Consider the following 19329-nt stretch of genomic DNA (forward strand, 5'->3'; position numbering starts at 1 on the left):
GGCACCCGCGGCACCGCGCCGGTCGGGTCCTCCGCTCGCGGAGCTCCCCTCCGGCGCGGTCCCGCGCCTCCCCCGCAACAGAAAGGGCGCCCCGTGCCGCTCATCCGCATGACCGACGTGCGCAAGGTGTACCCCGGCGCAGGGCGCGGCGCCGCCCCGACCGCGGCCGTCGACGGCGTGAGCCTCGAGATCGAGGCGGGCGACGTCTACGGCGTGATCGGCTACTCCGGCGCCGGCAAGAGCACGCTCGCGCGCCTCGTCAACGCTCTGGAGCCCGCGACCAGCGGCAGCATCGAGATCGACGGCCGCGAGACCGTGGGCCTGCCCGAGCGCGAGCTGCGCCGGCTGCGCCTGGGGATCGGGATGATCTTCCAGCAGTTCAACCTGTTCGGCTCGAAGACCGTGTGGCAGAACGTCGCCTACCCGCTGCAGGTCGCGGGCGTCCCGCGCACGGAGCAGCGCGCCCGCGTCGACGAGATGCTCCGCTTCGTCGGTCTGAGCGACAAGGCGCGCAGCCACCCGGAGCAGCTCTCGGGCGGGCAGAAGCAGCGCGTCGGCATCGCCCGCGCCCTCGCCGCCTCCCCGCGCATCCTGCTGGCCGACGAGGCCACCAGCGCGCTCGACCCGGACACCACCGGCGAGGTGCTCGCCCTCCTCCGCCGCATCAACGAGGAGCTGGGCGTCACCATCGTCGTGATCACCCACGAGATGGACGTGGTCCAGCAGCTCGCGACGAAGGTCGCGGTGATGGAGTCGGGCCGCATCGTGGAGCGCGGGCCCGTCTTCGACGTGTTCTCGGCCCCGCGCGAGCCGGTCACCCGCCGCTTCGTCTCCACGGTCGTCCGCTCGGTGCCCTCGCCCGCGGAGGCGGCCGTGCTGCGCGCGCGCCACCGCGGCCGGCTGGTCACGCTCTCGTTCTCGGACGACTCCGCCTCCCAGGGCGACGTCTTCGCCGAGGTCGCGGCCGCCGGCGTGCCGCTCGAGCTCGTCTACGGCGGCATCACCGACGTCCGCGGGCGGGCCTTCGGCCACCTCACGGTCGCCCTCGACGCGCCGGACGGCGTCGTCGACTCCCTCCTCGCCCGCCTCGGCGGACGCGTCGCCCTCACGGAGGTGCCCCGATGAACGAGCTGATCCCGCTCCTGCCCAAGCTCGTCCAGGCGACCGGCGAGACGCTCTACATCGTCGCGCTGAGCCTCCTCTTCGGCGGGCTCGGCGGACTGCTGATCGGACTGGGCCTCGCGCTCACCCGCGGCGGCGCCCTCTACGCGAACCGGATGGTCCACGGACTGCTCAACGTGATCGTGAACGTGTTCCGGCCGATCCCGTTCATCATCTTCATCGCCGCGGCCCAGCCGCTGGCCCGGCTGGTGGTCGGCTCCGGCATCGGCACGGACGCCATCGTCTTCACCCTCTCGCTCGGCGCCGCCTTCGGCATCGGGCGGATCGTGGAGCAGAACCTGCTGACCGTGCAGCCCGGCGTGATCGAGGCGGCGCGGTCGGTCGGAGCGAGCCGGTTCCGGATCGTCCGCACGGTACTGCTGCCGGAGGCGCTCGGTCCGCTGATCCTCGGCTACACGTTCGTGTTCGTCGCCGTGATCGACATGTCGGCGGTCGCCGGATACATCGGCGCCGGCGGGCTCGGCAACTTCGCGATCCAGTACGGCTACCGGCAGTTCGAGCCGGTCGTCACCTGGGCCGCGGTGCTCGTGATCATCGTGATCGTGCAGCTGGTGCAGCTGCTCGGCAACGTGCTGGCCCGGCGCGTCCTGCGCCGCTGAGGCCGCCCCCGCACGAAAGCGGGACGCCACTCCGGTACGCGACACGCAAGGGTCGCTGTACCGGAGTGGCGTCTCGTGGAGGCCCGTCCGCAGAGGCGGGAGCCGTCAGTAGCGCGGCTTGCGCTCCGGGCGCTCGCTCGAGCGGCTCGGGCCGCTGGGGCGTGCGCCGCGGTCGGCGCCGGCGCGGCTCGGACGGCGGTCCGGCTTCAGCTCGATCAGCTGGCCGCTGATGCGGGTGTCGGCGAGGCGGTCGAGCACGTCCTGGGGCAGGTCGGCCGGCAGCTCCACGATCGAGAAGTCCGGGCGGATGTCGATGTGCCCGAAGTCGCCGCGGTTGAGGCCGCCCTCGTTCGCGAGCGCGCCCACGATCTGGCGGGGCTCGACGCGCTGGCGGCGGCCGACCTCGATCCGGTACGAGGCGAGGTTGCTGTTCGCCGGGCGCTGACGGCGCTCGGGACGCTCGCCCCGGTCGCCGCCGCGGTCGAAGCGGTCGCCGCGCTCGGGGCGGTCGCCGCGGTCGGGCCGGGAGTCGCGGTCCTCGCGCTCGCGACGGGCGAAGCGGGGGTCGTCGGGCGAGAGCAGCAGCGGCTCCTCGCCCTGCGCGACGATGGCCAGCGCGGCGGCGACGTCCGACTCGACCACGTCGTGGTGCTCGACGTAGTGGCCGATGATGTCGCGGAAGCGCTGCAGGCGCTCGGTGTCGGCGAGCGCCGCGGTGATCGCGTCGTCGAAGCGCGAGAGGCGGGTGACGTTGACGTCCTCGACGCTCGGCATCCGCATCTCGGTCAGCGGCTGGCGGGTGGCCTTCTCGATGGCGGCGAGGAGGCGGCGCTCGCGCGGCGTGACGAAGCTGATCGCCGCTCCGCTGCGCCCCGCGCGACCGGTGCGGCCGATGCGGTGGACGTACGACTCGGTGTCGATCGGGATGTCGTAGTTGACGACGTGGCTGATGCGCTCGACGTCGAGACCGCGGGCGGCGACATCGGTCGCGACGAGGATGTCGAGCTTGCCCGACTTCAGCTGCTCGACGGTGCGCTCGCGCTGGGCCTGGGCCACGTCTCCGCTGATCGCCGCCGCGGTGTAGCCGCGGGCGCGCAGCTTCTCGGCCAGCGTCTCCGTCTCGCTCTTCGTGCGGACGAACACGATCATGCCCTCGAAGTTCTCGACCTCGAGGATGCGGGTGAGGGCGTCGACCTTCTGCGGGTACGACACCATCAGGTAGCGCTGCGTGGTGTTGACGGAGGTCGTGGTCTTGTTCTTGACCGTGATCTCCTCCGGCTCCTTCAGGTACTTGCCGGAGATGCGGCGGATCTGCGCGGGCATCGTCGCCGAGAACAGCGCGATCTGCTTCTCGACGGGGGTGTCGGCGAGGATCGTCTCGACGTCCTCCGCGAAGCCCATCTTGAGCATCTCGTCGGCCTCGTCGAGAACCAGGAACTTCAGCTGCGAGAGGTCGAGGGTGCCCTTCTCGAGGTGGTCCATGATGCGGCCGGGCGTGCCGACGACGACGTGGACGCCGCGGCGGAGCGCGGAGAGCTGGGTGCCGTATCCCTGGCCGCCGTAGACGGGGAGGACGTGGACGCCGCGGAGGCCGGACGCGTAGCGCTCGAACGCCTCGCACACCTGCAGCGCGAGCTCGCGGGTCGGGGCCAGCACGAGGGCCTGCGGCGTCTTCTGCGAGACGTCGAGGCGCGAGAGGATCGGCAGCGCGAACGCCGCGGTCTTGCCGGTGCCGGTCTGGGCGACGCCGAGGACGTCGCGGCCGGAGAGGAGGGACGGGATCGTCGCGGCCTGGATGGCCGAGGGCGTCTCGTAGCCGACCTCCTTGAGGGCCTTGAGGACCGGGTCGGAGAGACCGAGGTCGGAGAAGGTGAGCGTGGGGGCGCTCTCGGAAGCGGTGTCGGCTTCGGGGGCGGAATCGGGGGTATCGGTGGACGCCATGGTGCAACGGTAGTGCTCCGGCGGCGCCGCCGTCCGAGGGAACCCCGAACGCTCGGGCGATCCCGACCCTCCGGAGGCGCCTCGAGCGCCCGTCACGGGGTGAAGTCGAGCAGCACCTTGCTCGAGCGCGAGGCGTCGCGGGCGAGCTCGAAGGCCTCGAGCGCGCGCTCCAGCGGCAGCACCTGCGTGACCACCGGCGCCACCGCGAGGCTCCCGTCGGCGAGCGCCGCCAGCACCTCGTCGATCTCGTCGACGAAGCGGAAGGAGCCGATCAGGCGCAGCTCCCGGGTGATCGCGAGCGAGATCAGGGCCGGCTGCTCGCCCGAGGGGAGGAGTCCCACCATCACGACAGTGCCGCCGCGGGCGGCGCCCCGGACGGCCGAGGCGAGGCCGCGCGGGCTGCCCGAGGACTCGAAGACGACGTCGGCCGCGACCTCGGCGATCGCGTCGGCGTCGGTCGCGCGGATCGTCCGGGTCGCGCCGACCGCCCGGGCGATCGCGAGGGGCTCCTCGGCCAGGTCGACGGCGACGATCTCGGCCGCCCCCGCCCGCTTCAGCACGGCGACGATCAGCGCTCCGATCGGGCCGCTGCCGATCACCAGCGCGCGACGTCCCGCCACCTCTCCGGCTCGCGAGACCGCGTGCCAGGCGACGCTCGCCGGCTCCGCGAGCGCCGCCTCCCGGAGCCCGAGGACGGCGGGCAGCTCGCGGAGCATGCGCGCCGGCAGCACCGCGTGGCGGGCGAACGCGCCCTGGGTGTGCGGCATCCGCGCGGCGCTGCCCAGATAGGTGCCCTCGGTCGCGAGGTTGGGGCGCCCGTCGGGCCACTCGCCGCGAGCGGTCGCGGGGTGCACGGCGACGGCCGCGCCGACCGGGGGTCCCGAGCCGTCCACCGCTGCCTCGACGACCGTGCCGACCACCTCGTGGCCGAGCGTCAGCGGCTCGCGGAGGATCGACTCGCCCGCGGCGCCGTGCGTCCAGGAGTGCAGATCGGAGCCGCAGATCCCGCCGTACGCGACGGCGACGAGGGCCTCGCCGGGGCCGCGCGGCGCGAGCGGCGCCTCCTCGACGCGGAGGTCGCCGGCGGCGTGGACGACGACGCGGGTGGTGGAGGCGGGGACGAGCGCGGTCATGCGGGTTCCGTTCGGTGGGTCGAGGGGTGGCTCAGACGACGACGGTCATGCCGCCGTCGATGAAGACGACCTGCCCGTTGACGTAGTCCGAGCCGTCGGAGGCGAGCCAGACGGCGGGGCCGATCAGGTCCTCGACGCGGCCCCAGCGCGCGGCGGGCGTGCGCCCGAGGATCCAGCTGTCGAACTCCTCGTCGTCGACGAGGCCCTGCGTCATCTCGGTGTGGATGTACCCCGGAGCGATCGCATTGACCTGGATGCCGTGCTGCGCCCACTCCGCCGTCATCGCGCGGGTGAGGTTGCGGATCCCGCCCTTCGAGGCGGTGTAGGGCGCGATCGTCGGCCGCGCGAGATCGGCCTGCACCGAGGCGACGTTGACGATCTTCCCGGCGCCGCGCGGGATCATCCGCTTCGCCGCCGCCCGGCCGACCACGAAGGCGCTGGTGAGGTTCGTGCGCAGCACCCGCTCCCAGTCGGCGACCTCGAGCTCGAGCAGGGGCACGCGGTGCTGGACGCCGGCGTTGTTGACCACGATGCGCAGCGGGCCCACCGCCTCCTCGATCCAGGCGACGCCCGCCTCGGCGGCCGCGTCGTCGGTGACGTCGGCGGGGAGCGCTCGCGCGCGGAGGCCGGGCCGAGACGTCCCGCTGCGCGCCGGGACGCCGGCGAGGGGCGGTGTCTCGGCGAGGGGCGGTGTCTCGGCACTGACGGGCAGCGGGAAGCCGGCGCCTCACCGCTGCCGGGCGCGTGAGCACGGCAGCTCGGCGGAGAGGCGCCGCGCGAGAGCAGCCTCCGCGCGTCGGCGCAAGGGCCCCCGCTCCGGGCGTCCCCGACCTAGCGTCGGTGGAACGGCATCATCGAGCGAAGGAGCACGACATGGCATCAGGAGTCGCAACGGTCTGGGTCCCCGTCACGGACATGGAGCGGGCGGTCGCGTTCTACCGCGACACGCTCGGCCTCGAGGTCAAGGACACCTCGGACGACTGGTCGGAGCTGGACGCCGGCGGGCTGATGATCGGCCTGAACGCCCGCGAGTCGGCCACGGTCGCGGAGCAGGGCGGGGCGGTCATCTCGTTCCAGCCCGAGGGCTCGATCGAGGACGAGCTGGAGCGCCTCACGGCGCGGGGCGCGTCGATCGAGGGCGAGATCAGCGACCACGAGTGGGGCCGCATCCTCCCCTTCAAGGACTCGGAGGGCAACGACCTCCAGTTCTACTCGCCGCCGCAGAGCTGAGCGGAGGGCCGCCGTCGAGGCGGCCGCGACGAGCGGCGGGCGGGCCGGAGCCGGAGGGCTGCGGTCCGCCCGCCGCTGTGCGTCGCGCGGGCGGTCGTTCCCCGCGCAGGTGCATCGCCCGGCCGGTCCGGTCCTCCGATCGTCTCTCCGCCGCACGTGAGGCCCTCCTCCCAGCCCGGCTCCGCACCTGAGGTTCTAGAATCAGCTGTCCGCCGCATCTGCGGAGCCCACATCCGGAGGTCCCCGTGCGTCGTCGACTGCTCCCCCTCGTCCCGGCCGCTGCCGCGCTCCTCCTGCTCGCGGGCTGCTCCGCTCCGTCGACCCCCGCCGGCGATGCGGCCACCGGCGGCGCGACGTCCTCGGTCGGCGGCTCCATCACGGTCTTCGCCGCCGCCTCGCTGAAGGGCGCGTTCACCGAGCTCGCCACGGGGTTCGAGGCCGCCGAGCCCGGCGCGCAGGTCGAGCTCTCCTTCGCCGGCTCCTCCGACCTCGCGACGCAGATCGTCAACGGCGCCCCGGCCGACGTCTTCGCCTCCGCCGACGAGCGCACGATGTCCACCGTCGCCGAGGCCGGGCTCGTCGACGGGAACCCGGTCGACATCGCCACGAACACGCTCGAGATCGCCGTGCCTCCCGGCAACCCGGCGCAGGTCGCCTCGCTCGCCGACCTCGCCCGGCCCGGGACCGCCACCGTCGTCTGCGCGCCGCAGGTGCCGTGCGGAGCGGCGGCCGCCGCGGTCGAGCAGGCCGCCGGGGTCGACATCTCCCCCGTGAGCGAGGAGTCGTCGGTCACCGACGTGCTCGGCAAGGTGTCCTCGGGCGAGGCGGACGCCGGGCTCGTCTACGCGACCGACGTCCGCGGGGCTGCGGGCTCGGTCACCGGCATCCCCTTCGCCGAGGCCTCGGAGGCGGTGAACACGTACCCGATCGCGGCGCTGACCGGAGCGGGCGACCCGGCCACGGCGGCGGCCTTCGTCGCGTACGTCGCCTCCGACGCCGGGCGCGCGGTGCTCGCGGCGGCCGGGTTCGGAGCGCCGTGAGGAGCGTCGCGGCGTCGGACGAGGGGTGCAGGACGGTCAGCGGGTCGGTCATAGGAGGGTCGTAGGACGGTCATCGGAGGCGCAGAGCCCCGGCCGCCAGGGTTGCTCGCGACGGACACCACGACCGACGAGGAGCACGACCATGACCCGCATCCCGGAGCCCCGCAGCACGCCCGACGGACCGGCCTACGAGGGCCGCCGGCTCGACCGCCCCGAGGAGGAGGTGGTCGACCAGGGCCTCCCGTTCGACGTGGGCACCCTCTTCTCGCGGCGCGGCGTGCTGACGCTGGTCGGCGCGGGGGCGGCGACCCTCGGGCTCGCGGCGTGCGCCACCGGAGCATCGGGATCCGCCCCCTCCGCCGCCGCGACCGCCACCGCGACTCCCACCGCGACCGCCACGGCCGGGGCCCGCACCGCGGTCGCCGGCGAGATCCCCGACGAGACGGCCGGCCCCTACCCGGGCGACGGCTCGAACGGGGTCGACGTCCTCGAGCGCTCCGGGATCGTCCGCAGCGACCTGCGCACCAGCATCGGCGGCGGCGCGACGGCCGACGGGGTCCCCCTGGCGCTCACTCTGACGATCCTCGACGCGGCGAGCGGGGGCGTGCCGTTCGCCGGAGCCGCCGTGTACGTCTGGCACTGCGACGCGAACGGGGACTACTCGATGTACTCCAGCGGCGTCGAGGACGAGACGTACCTCCGCGGCGTGCAGGTCGCCGACGCGTCGGGCGTCGTCTCCTTCGCCTCGATCGTCCCGGCCTGCTACTCCGGCCGCTGGCCGCACATCCACTTCGAGGTGTACCCGGGAGTGGACTCGATCACCGACGCGTCGAACGCGATCGCGACCTCGCAGGTCGCCCTGCAGGAGGAGGCGTGCACCGCGGTCTACGCCCTCGACGCCTATGCGGGCTCGGCCGCGAACCTCGCCCGGGTCGGCCTGGACTCGGACTCCGTCTTCGGCGACGACGGCGGAGCCCTGCAGCTCGCGACGATGTCCGGCAGCCCGGCGTCCGGCTACTCCGCGGCACTCACGGCGAGCGTCGACACCCGCACCGCGCCGACCGCGGGCGCCGCGCCCCGCAGCCGCTGAACCCCCGTCCTCCTCCGCGAGACGCCGCTCCGGTCCGCGACACGCCGACGGCGGCGTACCGGAGCGGCCTCTCGCGAGAGGGGAACGGGCGTCAGCGCAGGAGGCGGCGGGCGACGGCCACGGCGCCGAGGGCGGCGAGGACCCAGGGGCCGCCGACGAGCAGCGGGTCGAGGATCTGGTGGCGCACGTCGGTCCGGCCGCGGCGCGAGGCGATCGGGTGCGCGTGCACCTCGGCGAGCACGCCGCTCTCGGTGATCGGATCGTCCGGCCGCGTCGTGAGCAGCGAGCGGAGGTGCACCCCGGTCGACTCCACCCGGTCGCCCAGCACGAGCAGCAGCCAGTGCGCGTGGCGCCCCTCGCTGAACCGGTCGTAGGCGTAGCGGCGGATCGCGCCCGAGAGGCCGTGGAGGGGCTGCGCCGTGCCGAAGACGGCGGGCAGCTCGAGGTGCTCGATGCTCTTCTCGCGACGGCCGTGCGTCCGCATCCTCTCCGGGCGCTCCCAGTGCGCGCCCGACACGAGGTCGCTGCGCTCGCGGGGGAAGGCGGGCCGGTCGGCGGGATCGAGGTCGGCGCCCCAGCCCGGGATGCGGGCACGCAGCTCCTCGGCGGTCGGCACGCGGACGGGGCGGTCGGCGGTATACGGCACGGGATCCTCCTACGGGACGACGACGGTCTTGATGCAGCCGTCGAGCTTGGACGAGAACAGGTGGTACCCCTCGGCGATGTGCTCGAGCGGGATGCGGTGCGTGATCAGGTCGCTGGGCGTGATGTGCCCGGCACGGATGTGCTCGAACAGGCGCGGCCACTGCCGTGTGACGGGGGCCTGGTTCATCCGCAGCGTGAGGCCCTTGTTGACGGCGTCGCCGAACTTGACGGCACTCGCGAGCGGACCGTAGGCGCCCATCACCGAGACGGTGCCGCCCTTGCGGACGCCGTCGATCGCCCAGTTGAGCGCGATCGGCGAGCCGCCCTGCAGCTTGAGCTTGGCGCCAGTGACGTGCTGGAGGAGGTTCCCGTCGGCCTCCGCGCCGACCGCGTCGATCACGACGTCGGCGCCGAGCCCGCCGGTGGTCTTCTTGAGGGTGACGATGAGGTCGTCCTCCTCGGTGTAGTCGATGGTCTCCGCGAAGGCGAACTCGCGGGCCTTGGCGAGGCGGTAGTCGATCTGGTCGACGACGATGACGCGGCCGGCGCCCATCAGCCAGGCGGACCGCGCGGCGGCCAGGCCGACCGGTCCGGCTCCGAGCACCACGACCGTGTCGCCCTCGACGATGTCGCCGAGCTGCGCGCCGAAGTAGCCGGTCGAGAAGGCGTCGGTGAGCATCAGGGCGTCCTCGTGCGGCAGCCACTCGGGGATCTTCGTCGGACCCACGTCGGCGAACGGGACGCGGACGTACTCCGCCTGCCCGCCGTCGTAGCCGCCCGCCGAGTGCGAGTAGCCGTAGATGCCGCCGATCGCGGTGGCGTTCGGATTCACGTTGTGGCAGTTGGAGTAGAGGCCGCGGGAGCAGAACCAGCAGGAGCCGCAGTAGATGGTGAAGGGGACCATCACCGTGTCGCCGACGCTGAGGTTCTGCACCGACGAGCCGACCTCGTCGACCACGCCGATGAACTCGTGGCCGAAGGTGTGGCCGATCCGGGTGTCCGGGAGCAGCCCGTGGTAGAGGTGCAGGTCGGATCCGCAGATCGCCGCCATCGTCACCCGGACGATCGCGTCGTTCGGGTGCTCGATCCTCGGCCGGTCCTTCTCCTCCACGCGGACCTTGTAGGGGCCCCGGTAGACCATCGCGCGCATGCCGCCTCCTGTGTCATCGTCCGTTCAGCGTGCGTCGTGCTCCCGCCGGTCCTCCAGGGGGTTGCGCGCGCGGCCCGGGATCCCCAGCGTCCGTCCCTCCGCGTTCCTCTCCTCCCTCTCCGCGAGATGCCACCCGGATGCGCGGCACGCCGCAGGAGGCGCACCGGAGCGGCATCTCGTGGAGAGGGGACGGGCACTGCACAGGCTCAGCCGCGGACGTAGGATCGACTCCATGCCGCAGATACGGATCAGGGACGCCGCCGCCGCGCTCGGCGTGAGCGACGACACGCTGCGGCGCTGGATCGAGAACGGGACGCTCGAGAGCGCGAAGGACGCGTCCGGGAGACGCGTCGTCGACGGCCTCGAGGTCGCCCGGCTCGCCCGCGCGAACGCCGTGCTGCCGGAGGATCCGTCCCCGGTCGCGCGCTCGGCCCGCAACCGCTTCGTCGGGATCGTCACCGGCATCGTGATGGACACCGTGATGGCGCAGGTCGAGCTGCAGTGCGGTCCCCACCGCGTGGTCTCGCTGATGAGCAGCGAAGCGGTCCGCGAGCTCGGGCTCGAGCCCGGGTCTCCCGCGGTGGCGGTGGTCAAGGCGACCACGGTCATCGTCGAGACGCCGCTCGCCCGCGGCTGATGCGCACCGGGTCCGGCCTGCCGCGCTGGGTCGTGGCCGTCGCCGCGCTCGGCGCCCTGCTGGTGCTGCTCCCGCTCGCCGCGATCCTCGCCCGCGTCGACTGGCCGCAGTTCCTGCCGCTGATCACCTCCGACTCCTCCGTCGCCGCGCTCCTGCTGAGCCTGCGCACCTCCGCCGTCGCGACCCTGCTCTGCCTGCTGCTCGGCACTCCGATGGCCCTCGTGCTCGCCCGCTCGGCCTTCCCCGGCCAGCGCCTGCTCCGCTCGCTGGTGCTGCTGCCGCTGGTGCTCCCGCCGGTGGTCGGCGGGCTGGCGCTGCTCTTCACCTTCGGGCGGATGGGCCTGCTCGGCGGCGCACTGGAGGCCCTCGGCGTCCGCATCGCGTTCTCGACCACCGCCGTCGTGATCGCGCAGACCTTCGTGGCCCTGCCGTTCCTGGTGCTGACGCTCGAGGGCGCACTGCGCAGCGCCGGCGCGCGGTACGAGTCGGTCGCAGCGACGCTCGGCGCCTCCCCCGGGACAGTGCTCCGCCGGATCACGCTGCCGCTGATCCTGCCGGGCCTCGCCTCGGGCGCGATCCTCTCGTTCGCGCGGGCGCTCGGCGAGTTCGGGGCGACGCTGACCTTCGCCGGCAGCCTCGAGGGCACGACGCGCACCCTCCCGCTCGAGATCTACCTGCAGCGGGAGAGCGATCCGGACGCGGCGGTCGCCCTCGCGCTGGTGCTCGTGGTGGTCGCGGTGCTCGTGATCGGTCTCGCGCACGGCCGCTCAGCCCGGGGGGTGCCGCGGTGAGCCTGCTGCTGGAGGCGCGGCTCGCGGCGCGCGGGATCGACGTGCGGATCGACGTGGCCGAGGGCGAGACGATCGCGCTGCTCGGGCCCAACGGCGCGGGGAAGTCGACCGTGCTCGAGCTGATCGCCGGCCTCGTCCGCGCCGACTCCGGGCGGGCGACCGCCGGCGGCGCGCTGCTCTTCGACGACCGCCGCTGGACTCCTCCGCACCGCCGCCCCGTCGCCCTGCTGGCGCAGGACCCGCTGCTGTTCCCGCACCTCAGCGTGCGCGAGAACGCGGCGTTCGGTCCGCGCAGCGCCGGCGCCGGACGGGCGCGGTCCCTCGAGCGGGCCGAGCGCGAGCTGGCCGCCGCGGGCGTGGCCGACCTGGCCGACCGGCGCCCGGGGAGTCTCTCCGGCGGCCAGGCTCAGCGGGTCGCCCTCGCCCGGGCCCTCGCGACCGACCCGCGCCTCCTGCTGCTCGACGAGCCGCTGGCCGCGGTCGACGCCCGGACCGCCCCCGTCCTCCGCCGAATGCTCCGCGAGGTGCTCGCCGACCGCTCGGCGATCGTGGTCACCCACGACGTGCTCGACGCCTGGACCCTCTCCGACCGGGTTCTGGTGCTGCACGGCGGCCGGGTGGTCGAGGAGGGGCCGACCGCCCGCGTCCTCACGCGCCCGCGCACCGCATTCACCGCCGAGCTCGCCGGGCTCGAGCTGCTCGAGGGCGTCCGCACCGCGACGGGTCTGCGCACCGCCGACGGGCACGAGCTGTCCGGAGTCGCGGCCGAGCCGGTCGCGGTCGGCGCCGCGGTGCTCGCCGCGGTCCGTCCCTCCGCCTTCTCCGTCGGAGAGGGAGGCCTCCGCGCCGTGATCACCGATGTGGAGCAGCGGGGAGACGCGGTGCGGGTGCGCAGCGCGCTCCTGACCGCCGACGTCCCGGCGGCCGACGCGGCGCGCCTCGACCTCGCGCCCGGTCGCGAGGCAGGCTTCACCGTCGCTCCGGAGGATCTGCTGATCTACCCGGCGTGAGGGGCGGGCACGAGGAGACGGCTCGCCATCCGGCATGAATCCGTCCCTCGGACCGCCCTGTGCTCGACGCGAGGGACGGCGGGAGCGCCCGTCCCGTTACTCCGCCCCGCCGCCGTCCGCGCCGGACAGCGGGAGCCGCGCGCGCAGCCGCGCCCCCGCCAGCACGGGCGAGTCCGAGAGCTCCAACGAGCCCCCGTAGACCGCGAGCTGCCGCTCCAGCCGCGCCAGGCCCGAGCGCGTCGACCCCTCGACGAGTCCGCGGCCGTCGTCGTCGAGGGTGAGCACCACGACGCCCGCCTCCTCGTCGCCGCGCACCCGCAGCGAGGAGGCGCCGCCGTGCTTCAGCGCGTTGGTGACCGCCTCCTCCAGGAACCGGACCAGGAGCATCCGCTGGTCGAGCGGTGGCTCGGCGCCCTCGGCGGCGAGCGCCGGGATGCGGCCGAGGTCGAGGTCGACGGCGATCTCGGGAGAGAGGCGCGCGACGAGGTCGCGGACGGCGGGCACCAGGCCGTGGTCGATCTCGACCGGGTAGAGGGCGTGGCCGACCGCGCGCACCTCGTCCTCGCGGAGCCGGTCGAGCCGGGCGGCGATGGCGAGCAGCCGCTCCGAGGCCGCCTCGTCGGATGCGCTCGCGACCGCGTGCAGCTCGGCGGTCAGCACCACGAGTCCGTTCTGGAGGCCTCCGTGCAGGCTCTGCGCGACGTCGCGCCGCACCCGCAGCTCCTCCCGCTGCAGGGCCTGCACCGCCTCGAGCGCCTGCACGGAGGCGCGGGCGTGCTCCCGCTCCTTCTCGCGCACCCGCCGTGCCGCGCGCACGAGCAGGTAGCCGTAGGCGGTGATCAGCGCGATCACCGTGGATCCGACGACCAGCTCGACCGCGAGAGCGGGGAGGGCCGAGAGCGGGTAGACGCCGGTCAGCACCTGGAGGCAGCAGCGGACGAGTCCCATCCCCGCGGCGATGACCGCCGTCCGGGCCACGCGGGCGCCGCCGGTCGAGCGCTCGGGGCGCAGCACTGCGACCAGGGCGATCGCGAGCCCGATCGTCGACACGTTGACCAGGACGCGCGTCGTCACGTCGAGCAGCGGCCCCGGATCGACGCCCCGCAGCGTCCGCGACAGCATCCCGAGCGCGAAGACGGCCTGGAGCGCGGCCAGCAGCGAGAGGACGCCGCCCAGGAGGGCCATCGCTCCGAGGACGATGCGGTTGTCCTCGCGCGCGTCGCGCGGGCCGGCGCTCATCCGGTGTGCTCGAGGAAGAGGAGCGTCGCGTCGACCCGCGGGTTGCGCTCGCCGTCCGACCGCACGCCGAGGCCCGCGTAGACGGCGTTGACGTGGTTGTCGACCGAGCGGACCGCGATGCCGAGGCGCTCGCCGATCGCGGCGTTGGTCAGCCCCGATGCGAGACCCGAGAGCACCTCGTACTGGCGCGGGCTCAGCGCGGCGACCGGGGAGTCGCGGCGGGCCGCGCGGGCGGCGACCAGCGCCGGATCGAGCACGGTGCGGCCGTCCGCCGTCGCGCGGACGGAGGCGAGCAGCGCGGGGGCGGAGAGGGAGGAGGTCTTCGAGAGGTAGCTCCAGCCGCGGGCCTCGGCGCGGTCGAGGCGGAGGAAGCGGTGCATCGCGTCGACGGCCGAGAGCAGGACGATGCCCAGCCCCGGCGCGGTGGACCGCAGCCGGCGCCCGAGCTCGATGCCGTCCCCGTCGCCGAGCTCGATGTCGAGGATCGCCACGTCGAGCTCCGCGGGCCGCAGCACCGACCGCGCCTCCGTGGCGGATCCGGCCTCCACGACGCTCCGCACGCCCGGCACCGCGCGCAGCAGCGACGACAGCATGTGCCGGTAGAGGGGCTGGTCGTCGACGACGGCCAGCCTGAGCTCCGGAACGCCCCCCACGGATGTCATCCGCCGATCTTCACCCATGCTCCGGAGGTCGAGGCGTCCCTCGACCAGGGGTCGTCGCGCGGAGATCCGCGTCAGCTCGGGGCGGCGGCGGGCGCCTACCCCGTGAGCGGGGGGATCAGGAGTGACGGGGCGGGGTCGATGAGGCGGGTGCGGAGGGGCGTGGGGTGGGCTCCGGGAAGGGCGGTGAGGAGCAGAGCCGCACGCCGCTCCGGTTCGCCCGCCGCGCCGCGTCGGAGTGCCCACCGCGCCGCTCAAGACAGCCGGACGCCCGTCAGGGCGAGGCCCGCGGCGGCCGCCGCGACGGCGAGCGCAGCCGTGCCGACGCCGTACCCCAGGCCGGCCCGGCGAGCGTCGCGACCGGCACGACGCCCAACGGGGGAAGTGCGGCGCCGATCGCGGCGCGGGCAGCCGTGCCGACGGCTCCGCCCGCCGCGACGAGGAGGATCGCGGAGGGGCGCAGGTGGAGGGGTCGCGTCACTCCGCGAGGTCCCAGGGCGCCGGGCGCGACGGGTCGCGGTCGGCGCGCGGGACGACGAGCACGGGGCGGTGCTGACGGTGCGCGAGGTGGGCGGCGACGCTCCCGCTGAGGAACTCGGCGATGCTCGCGAGCACGCCCGCGTCGCGGGTGCCGACCACGATCATCCGCGCGTCGACCTCCTCGGCGACCTCGGCGAGCGCCAGGGCGGGCTCGCCCCGCGCCGCGCGCAGCGACCACTGCACGGTGCTGCCGTCCAGCTCGTGCTCGACCGTCTCGCGGAGCCCGGGCGGGAGGGACGGGCCCTCGCCGCGGTCGGCCGCGGCGCCGACGAAGCCGAGCGGGATGCCGCCGGTCATCGGATCGACGTACTCGCCGACGAGGTACGGATCGGCCGAGACCGACACGAGCAGCAGGGCGGCTCCGGCGTCGGCGGCGACGCGGGCGGCGGTGCGCAGGACCTCGGGTCGCTGGCCGTCGACGATGCCGACGAGGACGGGCCCGGTGGGGGTGGGTGCGGTCATGAGGAGCTCCTTCCCGGTTGCGCCCCATCCTGGCACCGCACGGGCGCGAGCGGTCGGAGCATCCGTGCCGGATCCGTCGTGATCGTTCCGTTATGCGCGGGCCTCGGGCTAGAGTGGCTCGTCGCCGGATCCCCACCGGCCCCCGACCCCCCGTCACCACCGTCATCCGAGGAGAACGCACGCGTGTCGAAGCCAGGCATTCCCACCCCTGAGGAGAGTGCCGGCACCCCGACCACTGCACCCCCGACCCGGCGCGAGGCCCGCGAGGCCGAGCGCCGTGCGGCCCGGACCGAGGCGGAGACGGGCGCGGCGACCGCCGGTGCCGCGGTCGAGGGCAGCGGATCGGACGACTCGCCCGCTTCCGCAGGCGCTGGCGACTCCGCGGACTTCATCGTCGACGCCGCATCAGCCGTGGCGCCCGCTCCGACCGTGTCGGTCGAGGTCCCCGCCGTCGCCTCCCCCGCCTCCCGGTCGATCCCGGCCTCTCCGCGTCGCGCGTCCGCCTCCCGCCCCGTCGCTCCCCGCGTCGCCGAATCCGCCCGGGCCCGTGGCCTCAGCCGCCGCGCCCTGGCCTTCGGGACGTTCTCGGTGGTCGGCGGCCTCTTCGCCACGGCCGCGATCCCCGCGTACGGCGCCCGCAGCTCCTCCGCCACCGCGACCGGCCGCGCCGCCGCGAACCGGGTCGGCCTCCAGAACCTCACCGTCTCCTCCGACGCCGCCGGCCAGACCGCCGTCCGCGACGCCTTCGCCGCACCGACCCAGGCGCAGCTCGACGAGGCCAGCCGCCAGGCGGCCGTGCTCTCCGGATCCAACGGCGGCGAGTTCTCGACCGTGCAGACCCGCGCGGTCGGCGACGACTACCCGTGGCCCTACGAGACCATCGACGACGACGGCGGCGGACTCTCGCCCCTCGGCTACTACTACCGCGAGTGCGTCGACTTCGTGGCCTGGCGCCTCAACCGCGACGTCGGCCGCACCTCCGCGCCGTGGAAGTACACGTGGGGCAACATCACCCCGCTCGGCGGCAGCGCCTACGAGTGGCCGGACAACTGGGCCGCGAAGGGCTGGGCGACCAGCAGCGTCCCGATCGTCGGCTGCGTCGCGTGGTGGACCTACAACCACGTCTCCTACGTGCAGAAGGTCAACGACGACGGCACCGTGCTCCTCGAGGAGTACAACTACGGCGGCAAGCACAGCTACGTGACCCGCACCTTCCCCACCGCGCAGGTCCCGCTCTTCCTGTACCCGCCGGTCCTGTAGGGGGCCTGTCCCCGTCGCGCCTCGGCGGGCGGAGCGTCGCAGTCCCGCTCCCGGCGCGCGTCAGCCGAGCGCGGCGAGGAGGATCGCGAAGGCTGCCGTCGTCGGATCGACGAGCGCCATGTGGTCGGCGTCGGCGAGCTCGTGCAGCTGCACGGCGGGGTGCCGGTCGGCGTATCGGCGGCTGTAGGCGTCGGGGACGTCCTCGTCGAGTACGCCGTGGATCAGCGTGGTCGGCTGCGGCGGCGCCGGCAGCTGCGCGGGGTCGGCGCCCGGGAGCAGCGGGAGGTCGCCGCCGAGGAGCTCCCCCACGGCGTCGTCGCTGAGGCGGTCGGCGGAGGCGGCGGCCAGGTCGAGCACGCCCGCCAGTGCCACCACAGCGGCGACGTGCGGCGACGGACGGGCGGCCTGCGACCAGACGGCGAGGTGGCCGCCGGCGGAGTGGCCGACGAGGGTGACCGGTCCGGCGCCGGGCAGCAGTGCCGGGAGCGCCGCGAGCACGGCCAGGACGTCGTCGCCGGTGCCCGGCCAGCCGCCTCCCGGGTCGCCCGTGCGCCGGTACTCGGGGAGGAGCACGTCGTGCCCGCGGTCGGCCAGCGCCGCCGCGAGCGGCCGGGCGTGCCGCCGGTCCCACCGCGCGCGCCAGAACCCGCCGTGCACGAGCACGACCGGCCGGCGCGCCCCGCCGGGCGCCCCGCGGAAGACGTCCGCGATCTGCTCCGGAGCCTCCCCGTACCGGCGCACCTCGTCCGGCTCGCGCCCCTCCGACTGCTGCATCCCCCCAGTACCTCCCCGCGAGACGCCACGTCGGTGCGCCCGGCACGGCGTGTCGCGTACCGGAGCGGCATCCCGCGGAGAGGGAGGGGACCGCGTCAGGACTCGAACCAGCCCCGGGGGTGGTGGTCGGCCGTGAGGGGCGTGCGCGGCCGGGTCGGGCGGGCCCAGCGGACGGCGTTCGCCAGCACGCGCCGGATGTCCGGGTGGTGGTAGACAGGGTAGTCCTGGTCGCCGGGCGAGAAGTAGAAGACCTTCCCGAGGCCGCGGGTGTAGGTCACACCGGAGCGGAACACCTCGCCGCCGGTGAACGTCGACAGGAACACCGTCTCCTCCGGCACCGGGATGTCGAAGTACTCGCCGTACATCTCCTGCTCGGGGATGATCAGCGGGCTGGGCACGCCCTCGGCGATCGGATGCGTGGGCGCGATCGTCCAGACCAGCTCGCGGTCGCGGTCGTTGCGCCACTTCAGCGAGCAGGTCGTGCCCATGAGCGCCTTGAAGATCGACGAGTAGTGGCCCGAGTGCAGGACCAGGATCCCCATCCCCTCCTGCACGTGCCGCAGGACCCGCTGGACGACCTCCTCCGACACCTCCTCGTGCGCGATGTGCCCCCACCACAGCAGCACGTCCGTCGTCGCGAGCGCCTCCTCGGTGAGCCCGTGCTCGGGCTCGGGGAGCGTCGCGGTGCGCACCGAGACGGCGTCGCCGAGCGACTCCGCGAGTCCGTCCGCGATGACGCGGTGGATGCCGTCCGGGTAGTGGCGCAGCACGGTCTCGTCGCCGCGGGTCTCGTGGCGGAACTCGTTCCAGACGAGGACCTCGATCGGGGAGCTCATGCGACCGCCACCTCCTGCTTCTCGGCGGCGGAGCGGTAGATCGCGTCGACCACCCGGCTGCGGTGCAGCGCGTACTCGCCGTAGTGGCCGGAGTAGCGGGGGCCGCCCGCGGGCGCGTCGGCTCCCGAGGCGATCGCCTCCAGGAACTCGGCGATGACCGAGCGGTGGTGCCCGGCGGGGACCTTCACGTCGGGGTGCGAGACGGTCGGCGCTCCGGCGACCTCGGAGTAGAGCGTCAGAGTCCCCTCCGTGGCGTAGTCGGCGACGTGGAGGCGCGCGCCCCCGGCCGAGCCGAGCAGCTCGACCTCGATGTCCTCGTCGACCTTCGAGTAGCTGGCCCAGGAGGCGTCGAGCTGGAGCGAGCGGCCGTTGTCGAGGCGCAGCAGGGCGCTCGAGAAGTCCTCCACCTCGAACGCGTGCGTGCCGGTGGCGGCGACGCCGTGCGGGCGCCCTCCGCGGCCGGAGCGGCCGATCTCGCCGTACGCGACCGCCGAGACGCTGGTCACGCGCGGCTCGTCGAGCAGGTGCAGCGCGATGTCGAGCACGTGGGAGCCGAGGTCGATGAGCGGGCCACCGCCGGCGAGCTCCTTGCTGGTGAACCAGGAGCCGATGCCGGGGATGCCGGTGCGCCGCTGCCAGCTCGCGCGGGCGTGGTAGACGTCGCCCAGCGGCGCGTCGTCGAGGTAGTCGCGGAGGAAGGCGACGTCGGCGCGGCGGCGGTGGTTGTACGCGATCTCGAGCACCCGGTCGTTCGTGCGGGCGGCCTCGACCATCTCGGCCGCCAGCTCGGCGGTGGTGGCGAGCGGCTTCTCGCAGAAGACGTGCTTGCCGCTCGCGAGCGCGGCCACGGCGATCGGGTGGTGCAGGTGGTTCGGGACGCCGATGGAGACGACGTCGAGGTCGTCGCGGGCGACGAGGTCCTCCCAGTCGGCGTAGAGGTCGGGGACGCCGCGGGTCGCGCCGAGTTCGTGCAGGCGCGCCTCCTCCTGGCCGGCGAGCGCGACGACGCGGGCGCCGGGCAGGGACTGGAAGGCATCGAGGTGGGTGGTGCCGGCGAAGCCGAGGCCGACGACCCCCACGCGCAGCTCAGTGGTGTTCTCTGTCATGCGCC

At 74.4% G+C, this 19329-nt stretch carries 20 protein-coding genes; 9 read left to right on the forward strand and 11 right to left on the reverse strand.

Going from position 1 to position 19329, the window contains the following annotated elements:
- The first annotated feature begins 93 nt into the window (after positions 1 to 93).
- Both C5C30_RS06910 and C5C30_RS06915 read left to right on the forward strand, forming a co-directional pair.
- Positions 94 to 1125, forward strand: coding sequence for a methionine ABC transporter ATP-binding protein (locus C5C30_RS06910; RefSeq protein ID WP_258065831.1), 1032 nt, complete (start codon positions 94 to 96; stop codon positions 1123 to 1125).
- Positions 1122 to 1781: a methionine ABC transporter permease gene (locus tag C5C30_RS06915; protein ID WP_104226596.1), complete on the forward strand. Its 660-nt coding sequence runs from the start codon at positions 1122 to 1124 to the stop codon at positions 1779 to 1781. Before C5C30_RS06910 ends, C5C30_RS06915 begins: the two co-directional genes overlap by 4 nt.
- Before the next feature lie 105 nt (positions 1782 to 1886).
- Here the strand turns inward: C5C30_RS06915 and C5C30_RS06920 are convergent, their stop codons facing one another.
- The 3 genes from C5C30_RS06920 to C5C30_RS06930 all read right to left on the reverse strand — a co-directional run bounded on the left by C5C30_RS06920 (position 1887) and on the right by C5C30_RS06930 (position 5567).
- Positions 1887 to 3722, reverse strand: a complete 1836-nt coding sequence (locus C5C30_RS06920) for a DEAD/DEAH box helicase (RefSeq protein ID WP_104237941.1) — start codon at positions 3720 to 3722, stop codon at positions 1887 to 1889.
- A gap of 92 nt (positions 3723 to 3814) precedes the next feature.
- Positions 3815 to 4855 (reverse strand): L-idonate 5-dehydrogenase, encoded by a 1041-nt coding sequence (locus tag C5C30_RS06925; protein ID WP_104247665.1) that lies wholly within the window; start codon positions 4853 to 4855, stop codon positions 3815 to 3817.
- Between the two features lie 31 nt (positions 4856 to 4886).
- On the reverse strand, positions 4887 to 5567 hold the full coding sequence (locus tag C5C30_RS06930) for an SDR family oxidoreductase (RefSeq protein WP_104226593.1): 681 nt from the start codon (positions 5565 to 5567) through the stop codon (positions 4887 to 4889).
- Between the two features lie 161 nt (positions 5568 to 5728).
- Here C5C30_RS06930 and C5C30_RS06935 point away from each other — a divergent pair, with 161 nt between their 5' ends.
- The 3 genes from C5C30_RS06935 (at position 5729) to C5C30_RS06945 (ending at position 8215) form a co-directional block, all read left to right on the forward strand.
- Positions 5729 to 6085, forward strand: a complete 357-nt coding sequence (locus C5C30_RS06935; protein ID WP_104226592.1) for a VOC family protein — start codon at positions 5729 to 5731, stop codon at positions 6083 to 6085.
- 245 nt (positions 6086 to 6330) lie between these two features.
- Positions 6331 to 7125: a molybdate ABC transporter substrate-binding protein gene (gene modA / locus C5C30_RS06940; protein WP_104247666.1), complete on the forward strand. Its 795-nt coding sequence runs from the start codon at positions 6331 to 6333 to the stop codon at positions 7123 to 7125.
- 142 nt (positions 7126 to 7267) lie between these two features.
- A complete protein-coding gene (locus C5C30_RS06945) occupies positions 7268 to 8215 on the forward strand; it encodes an intradiol ring-cleavage dioxygenase (protein WP_104333416.1) in 948 nt (315 codons plus the stop codon).
- Between the two features lie 91 nt (positions 8216 to 8306).
- On the opposite strand, the gene C5C30_RS06950 is transcribed toward C5C30_RS06945, so the two are convergent.
- Both C5C30_RS06950 and C5C30_RS06955 read right to left on the reverse strand, forming a co-directional pair.
- On the reverse strand, positions 8307 to 8861 hold the full coding sequence (locus C5C30_RS06950) for a hypothetical protein (RefSeq protein ID WP_104333417.1): 555 nt from the start codon (positions 8859 to 8861) through the stop codon (positions 8307 to 8309).
- Between the two features lie 9 nt (positions 8862 to 8870).
- Complete coding sequence (locus C5C30_RS06955) at positions 8871 to 10010, reverse strand: zinc-dependent alcohol dehydrogenase (protein ID WP_104267462.1); 1140 nt, start codon at positions 10008 to 10010, stop codon at positions 8871 to 8873.
- Between the two features lie 232 nt (positions 10011 to 10242).
- Between C5C30_RS06955 and C5C30_RS06960 the strand changes: the two genes are divergently transcribed.
- From C5C30_RS06960 to C5C30_RS06970, 3 genes are read left to right on the forward strand one after another with little or no spacing between them, the layout of a single operon-like run.
- Entirely contained in the window at positions 10243 to 10647 is a 405-nt protein-coding gene (locus C5C30_RS06960; protein ID WP_104222447.1) for a molybdopterin-binding protein, read from the forward strand.
- A complete protein-coding gene (locus tag C5C30_RS06965; protein WP_104333418.1) occupies positions 10647 to 11438 on the forward strand; it encodes an ABC transporter permease in 792 nt (263 codons plus the stop codon). Before C5C30_RS06960 ends, C5C30_RS06965 begins: the two co-directional genes overlap by 1 nt.
- Positions 11435 to 12448 carry a sulfate/molybdate ABC transporter ATP-binding protein gene (locus C5C30_RS06970; RefSeq protein WP_104333419.1) on the forward strand — a complete coding sequence of 338 codons (1014 nt, stop codon included), beginning with the start codon at positions 11435 to 11437 and terminating at the stop codon, positions 12446 to 12448. Before C5C30_RS06965 ends, C5C30_RS06970 begins: the two co-directional genes overlap by 4 nt.
- A gap of 96 nt (positions 12449 to 12544) precedes the next feature.
- On the opposite strand, the gene C5C30_RS06975 is transcribed toward C5C30_RS06970, so the two are convergent.
- From C5C30_RS06975 to C5C30_RS06985, 3 genes are all read right to left on the reverse strand, one after another.
- Complete coding sequence (locus C5C30_RS06975) at positions 12545 to 13687, reverse strand: sensor histidine kinase (protein ID WP_104333420.1); 1143 nt, start codon at positions 13685 to 13687, stop codon at positions 12545 to 12547.
- A complete protein-coding gene (locus tag C5C30_RS06980; RefSeq protein WP_104247673.1) occupies positions 13684 to 14349 on the reverse strand; it encodes a response regulator transcription factor in 666 nt (221 codons plus the stop codon). The genes C5C30_RS06975 and C5C30_RS06980 overlap by 4 nt, the downstream gene beginning before the upstream one ends.
- Before the next feature lie 474 nt (positions 14350 to 14823).
- Positions 14824 to 15348, reverse strand: coding sequence for a universal stress protein (locus C5C30_RS06985; RefSeq protein WP_104239244.1), 525 nt, complete (start codon positions 15346 to 15348; stop codon positions 14824 to 14826).
- Between the two features lie 183 nt (positions 15349 to 15531).
- Between C5C30_RS06985 and C5C30_RS06990 the strand changes: the two genes are divergently transcribed.
- Complete coding sequence (locus tag C5C30_RS06990; protein ID WP_104333421.1) at positions 15532 to 16608, forward strand: CHAP domain-containing protein; 1077 nt, start codon at positions 15532 to 15534, stop codon at positions 16606 to 16608.
- Positions 16609 to 16668: 60 nt separating this feature from the next.
- On the opposite strand, the gene C5C30_RS06995 is transcribed toward C5C30_RS06990, so the two are convergent.
- The 3 genes from C5C30_RS06995 to C5C30_RS07005 all read right to left on the reverse strand — a co-directional run bounded on the left by C5C30_RS06995 (position 16669) and on the right by C5C30_RS07005 (position 19324).
- On the reverse strand, positions 16669 to 17382 hold the full coding sequence (locus C5C30_RS06995; protein WP_104333422.1) for an alpha/beta hydrolase: 714 nt from the start codon (positions 17380 to 17382) through the stop codon (positions 16669 to 16671).
- A 95-nt stretch (positions 17383 to 17477) separates the two neighbouring features.
- The gene (locus tag C5C30_RS07000; protein ID WP_104333423.1) at positions 17478 to 18218 is read right to left on the reverse strand and encodes a ThuA domain-containing protein; all 741 of its coding nucleotides are present in this window, start codon (positions 18216 to 18218) and stop codon (positions 17478 to 17480) included.
- Positions 18215 to 19324 (reverse strand): Gfo/Idh/MocA family protein, encoded by a 1110-nt coding sequence (locus tag C5C30_RS07005; RefSeq protein ID WP_104333424.1) that lies wholly within the window; start codon positions 19322 to 19324, stop codon positions 18215 to 18217. The genes C5C30_RS07000 and C5C30_RS07005 overlap by 4 nt, the downstream gene beginning before the upstream one ends.
- Between the last annotated feature and the right edge of the window lie 5 nt (positions 19325 to 19329).

The organism is Rathayibacter sp. AY2B5 (assembly GCF_002931645.1).
GTDB lineage: Bacteria > Actinomycetota > Actinomycetes > Actinomycetales > Microbacteriaceae > Rathayibacter.

Bases quoted from the DNA above. Each gene is read 5' to 3' on its own strand.
- C5C30_RS06985 (WP_104239244.1), bottom strand. From the start codon at position 15,348: ATGACCGCACCCACCCCCACCGGGCCCGTCCTCGTCGGCATCGTCGAC.
- C5C30_RS06995 (WP_104333422.1), bottom strand. From the start codon at position 17,382: ATGCAGCAGTCGGAGGGGCGCGAGCCGGACGAGGTGCGCCGGTACGGG.
- C5C30_RS07000 (WP_104333423.1), bottom strand. From the start codon at position 18,218: ATGAGCTCCCCGATCGAGGTCCTCGTCTGGAACGAGTTCCGCCACGAG.
- C5C30_RS06960 (WP_104222447.1), top strand. From the start codon at position 10,243: ATGCCGCAGATACGGATCAGGGACGCCGCCGCCGCGCTCGGCGTGAGC.
- C5C30_RS07005 (WP_104333424.1), bottom strand. From the start codon at position 19,324: ATGACAGAGAACACCACTGAGCTGCGCGTGGGGGTCGTCGGCCTCGGC.
- C5C30_RS06945 (WP_104333416.1), top strand. From the start codon at position 7,268: ATGACCCGCATCCCGGAGCCCCGCAGCACGCCCGACGGACCGGCCTAC.
- C5C30_RS06935 (WP_104226592.1), top strand. From the start codon at position 5,729: ATGGCATCAGGAGTCGCAACGGTCTGGGTCCCCGTCACGGACATGGAG.
- C5C30_RS06920 (WP_104237941.1), bottom strand. From the start codon at position 3,722: ATGGCGTCCACCGATACCCCCGATTCCGCCCCCGAAGCCGACACCGCT.
- C5C30_RS06955 (WP_104267462.1), bottom strand. From the start codon at position 10,010: ATGCGCGCGATGGTCTACCGGGGCCCCTACAAGGTCCGCGTGGAGGAG.
- C5C30_RS06980 (WP_104247673.1), bottom strand. From the start codon at position 14,349: ATGACATCCGTGGGGGGCGTTCCGGAGCTCAGGCTGGCCGTCGTCGAC.
- C5C30_RS06915 (WP_104226596.1), top strand. From the start codon at position 1,122: ATGAACGAGCTGATCCCGCTCCTGCCCAAGCTCGTCCAGGCGACCGGC.
- C5C30_RS06925 (WP_104247665.1), bottom strand. From the start codon at position 4,855: ATGACCGCGCTCGTCCCCGCCTCCACCACCCGCGTCGTCGTCCACGCC.
- C5C30_RS06975 (WP_104333420.1), bottom strand. From the start codon at position 13,687: ATGAGCGCCGGCCCGCGCGACGCGCGCGAGGACAACCGCATCGTCCTC.
- C5C30_RS06965 (WP_104333418.1), top strand. From the start codon at position 10,647: ATGCGCACCGGGTCCGGCCTGCCGCGCTGGGTCGTGGCCGTCGCCGCG.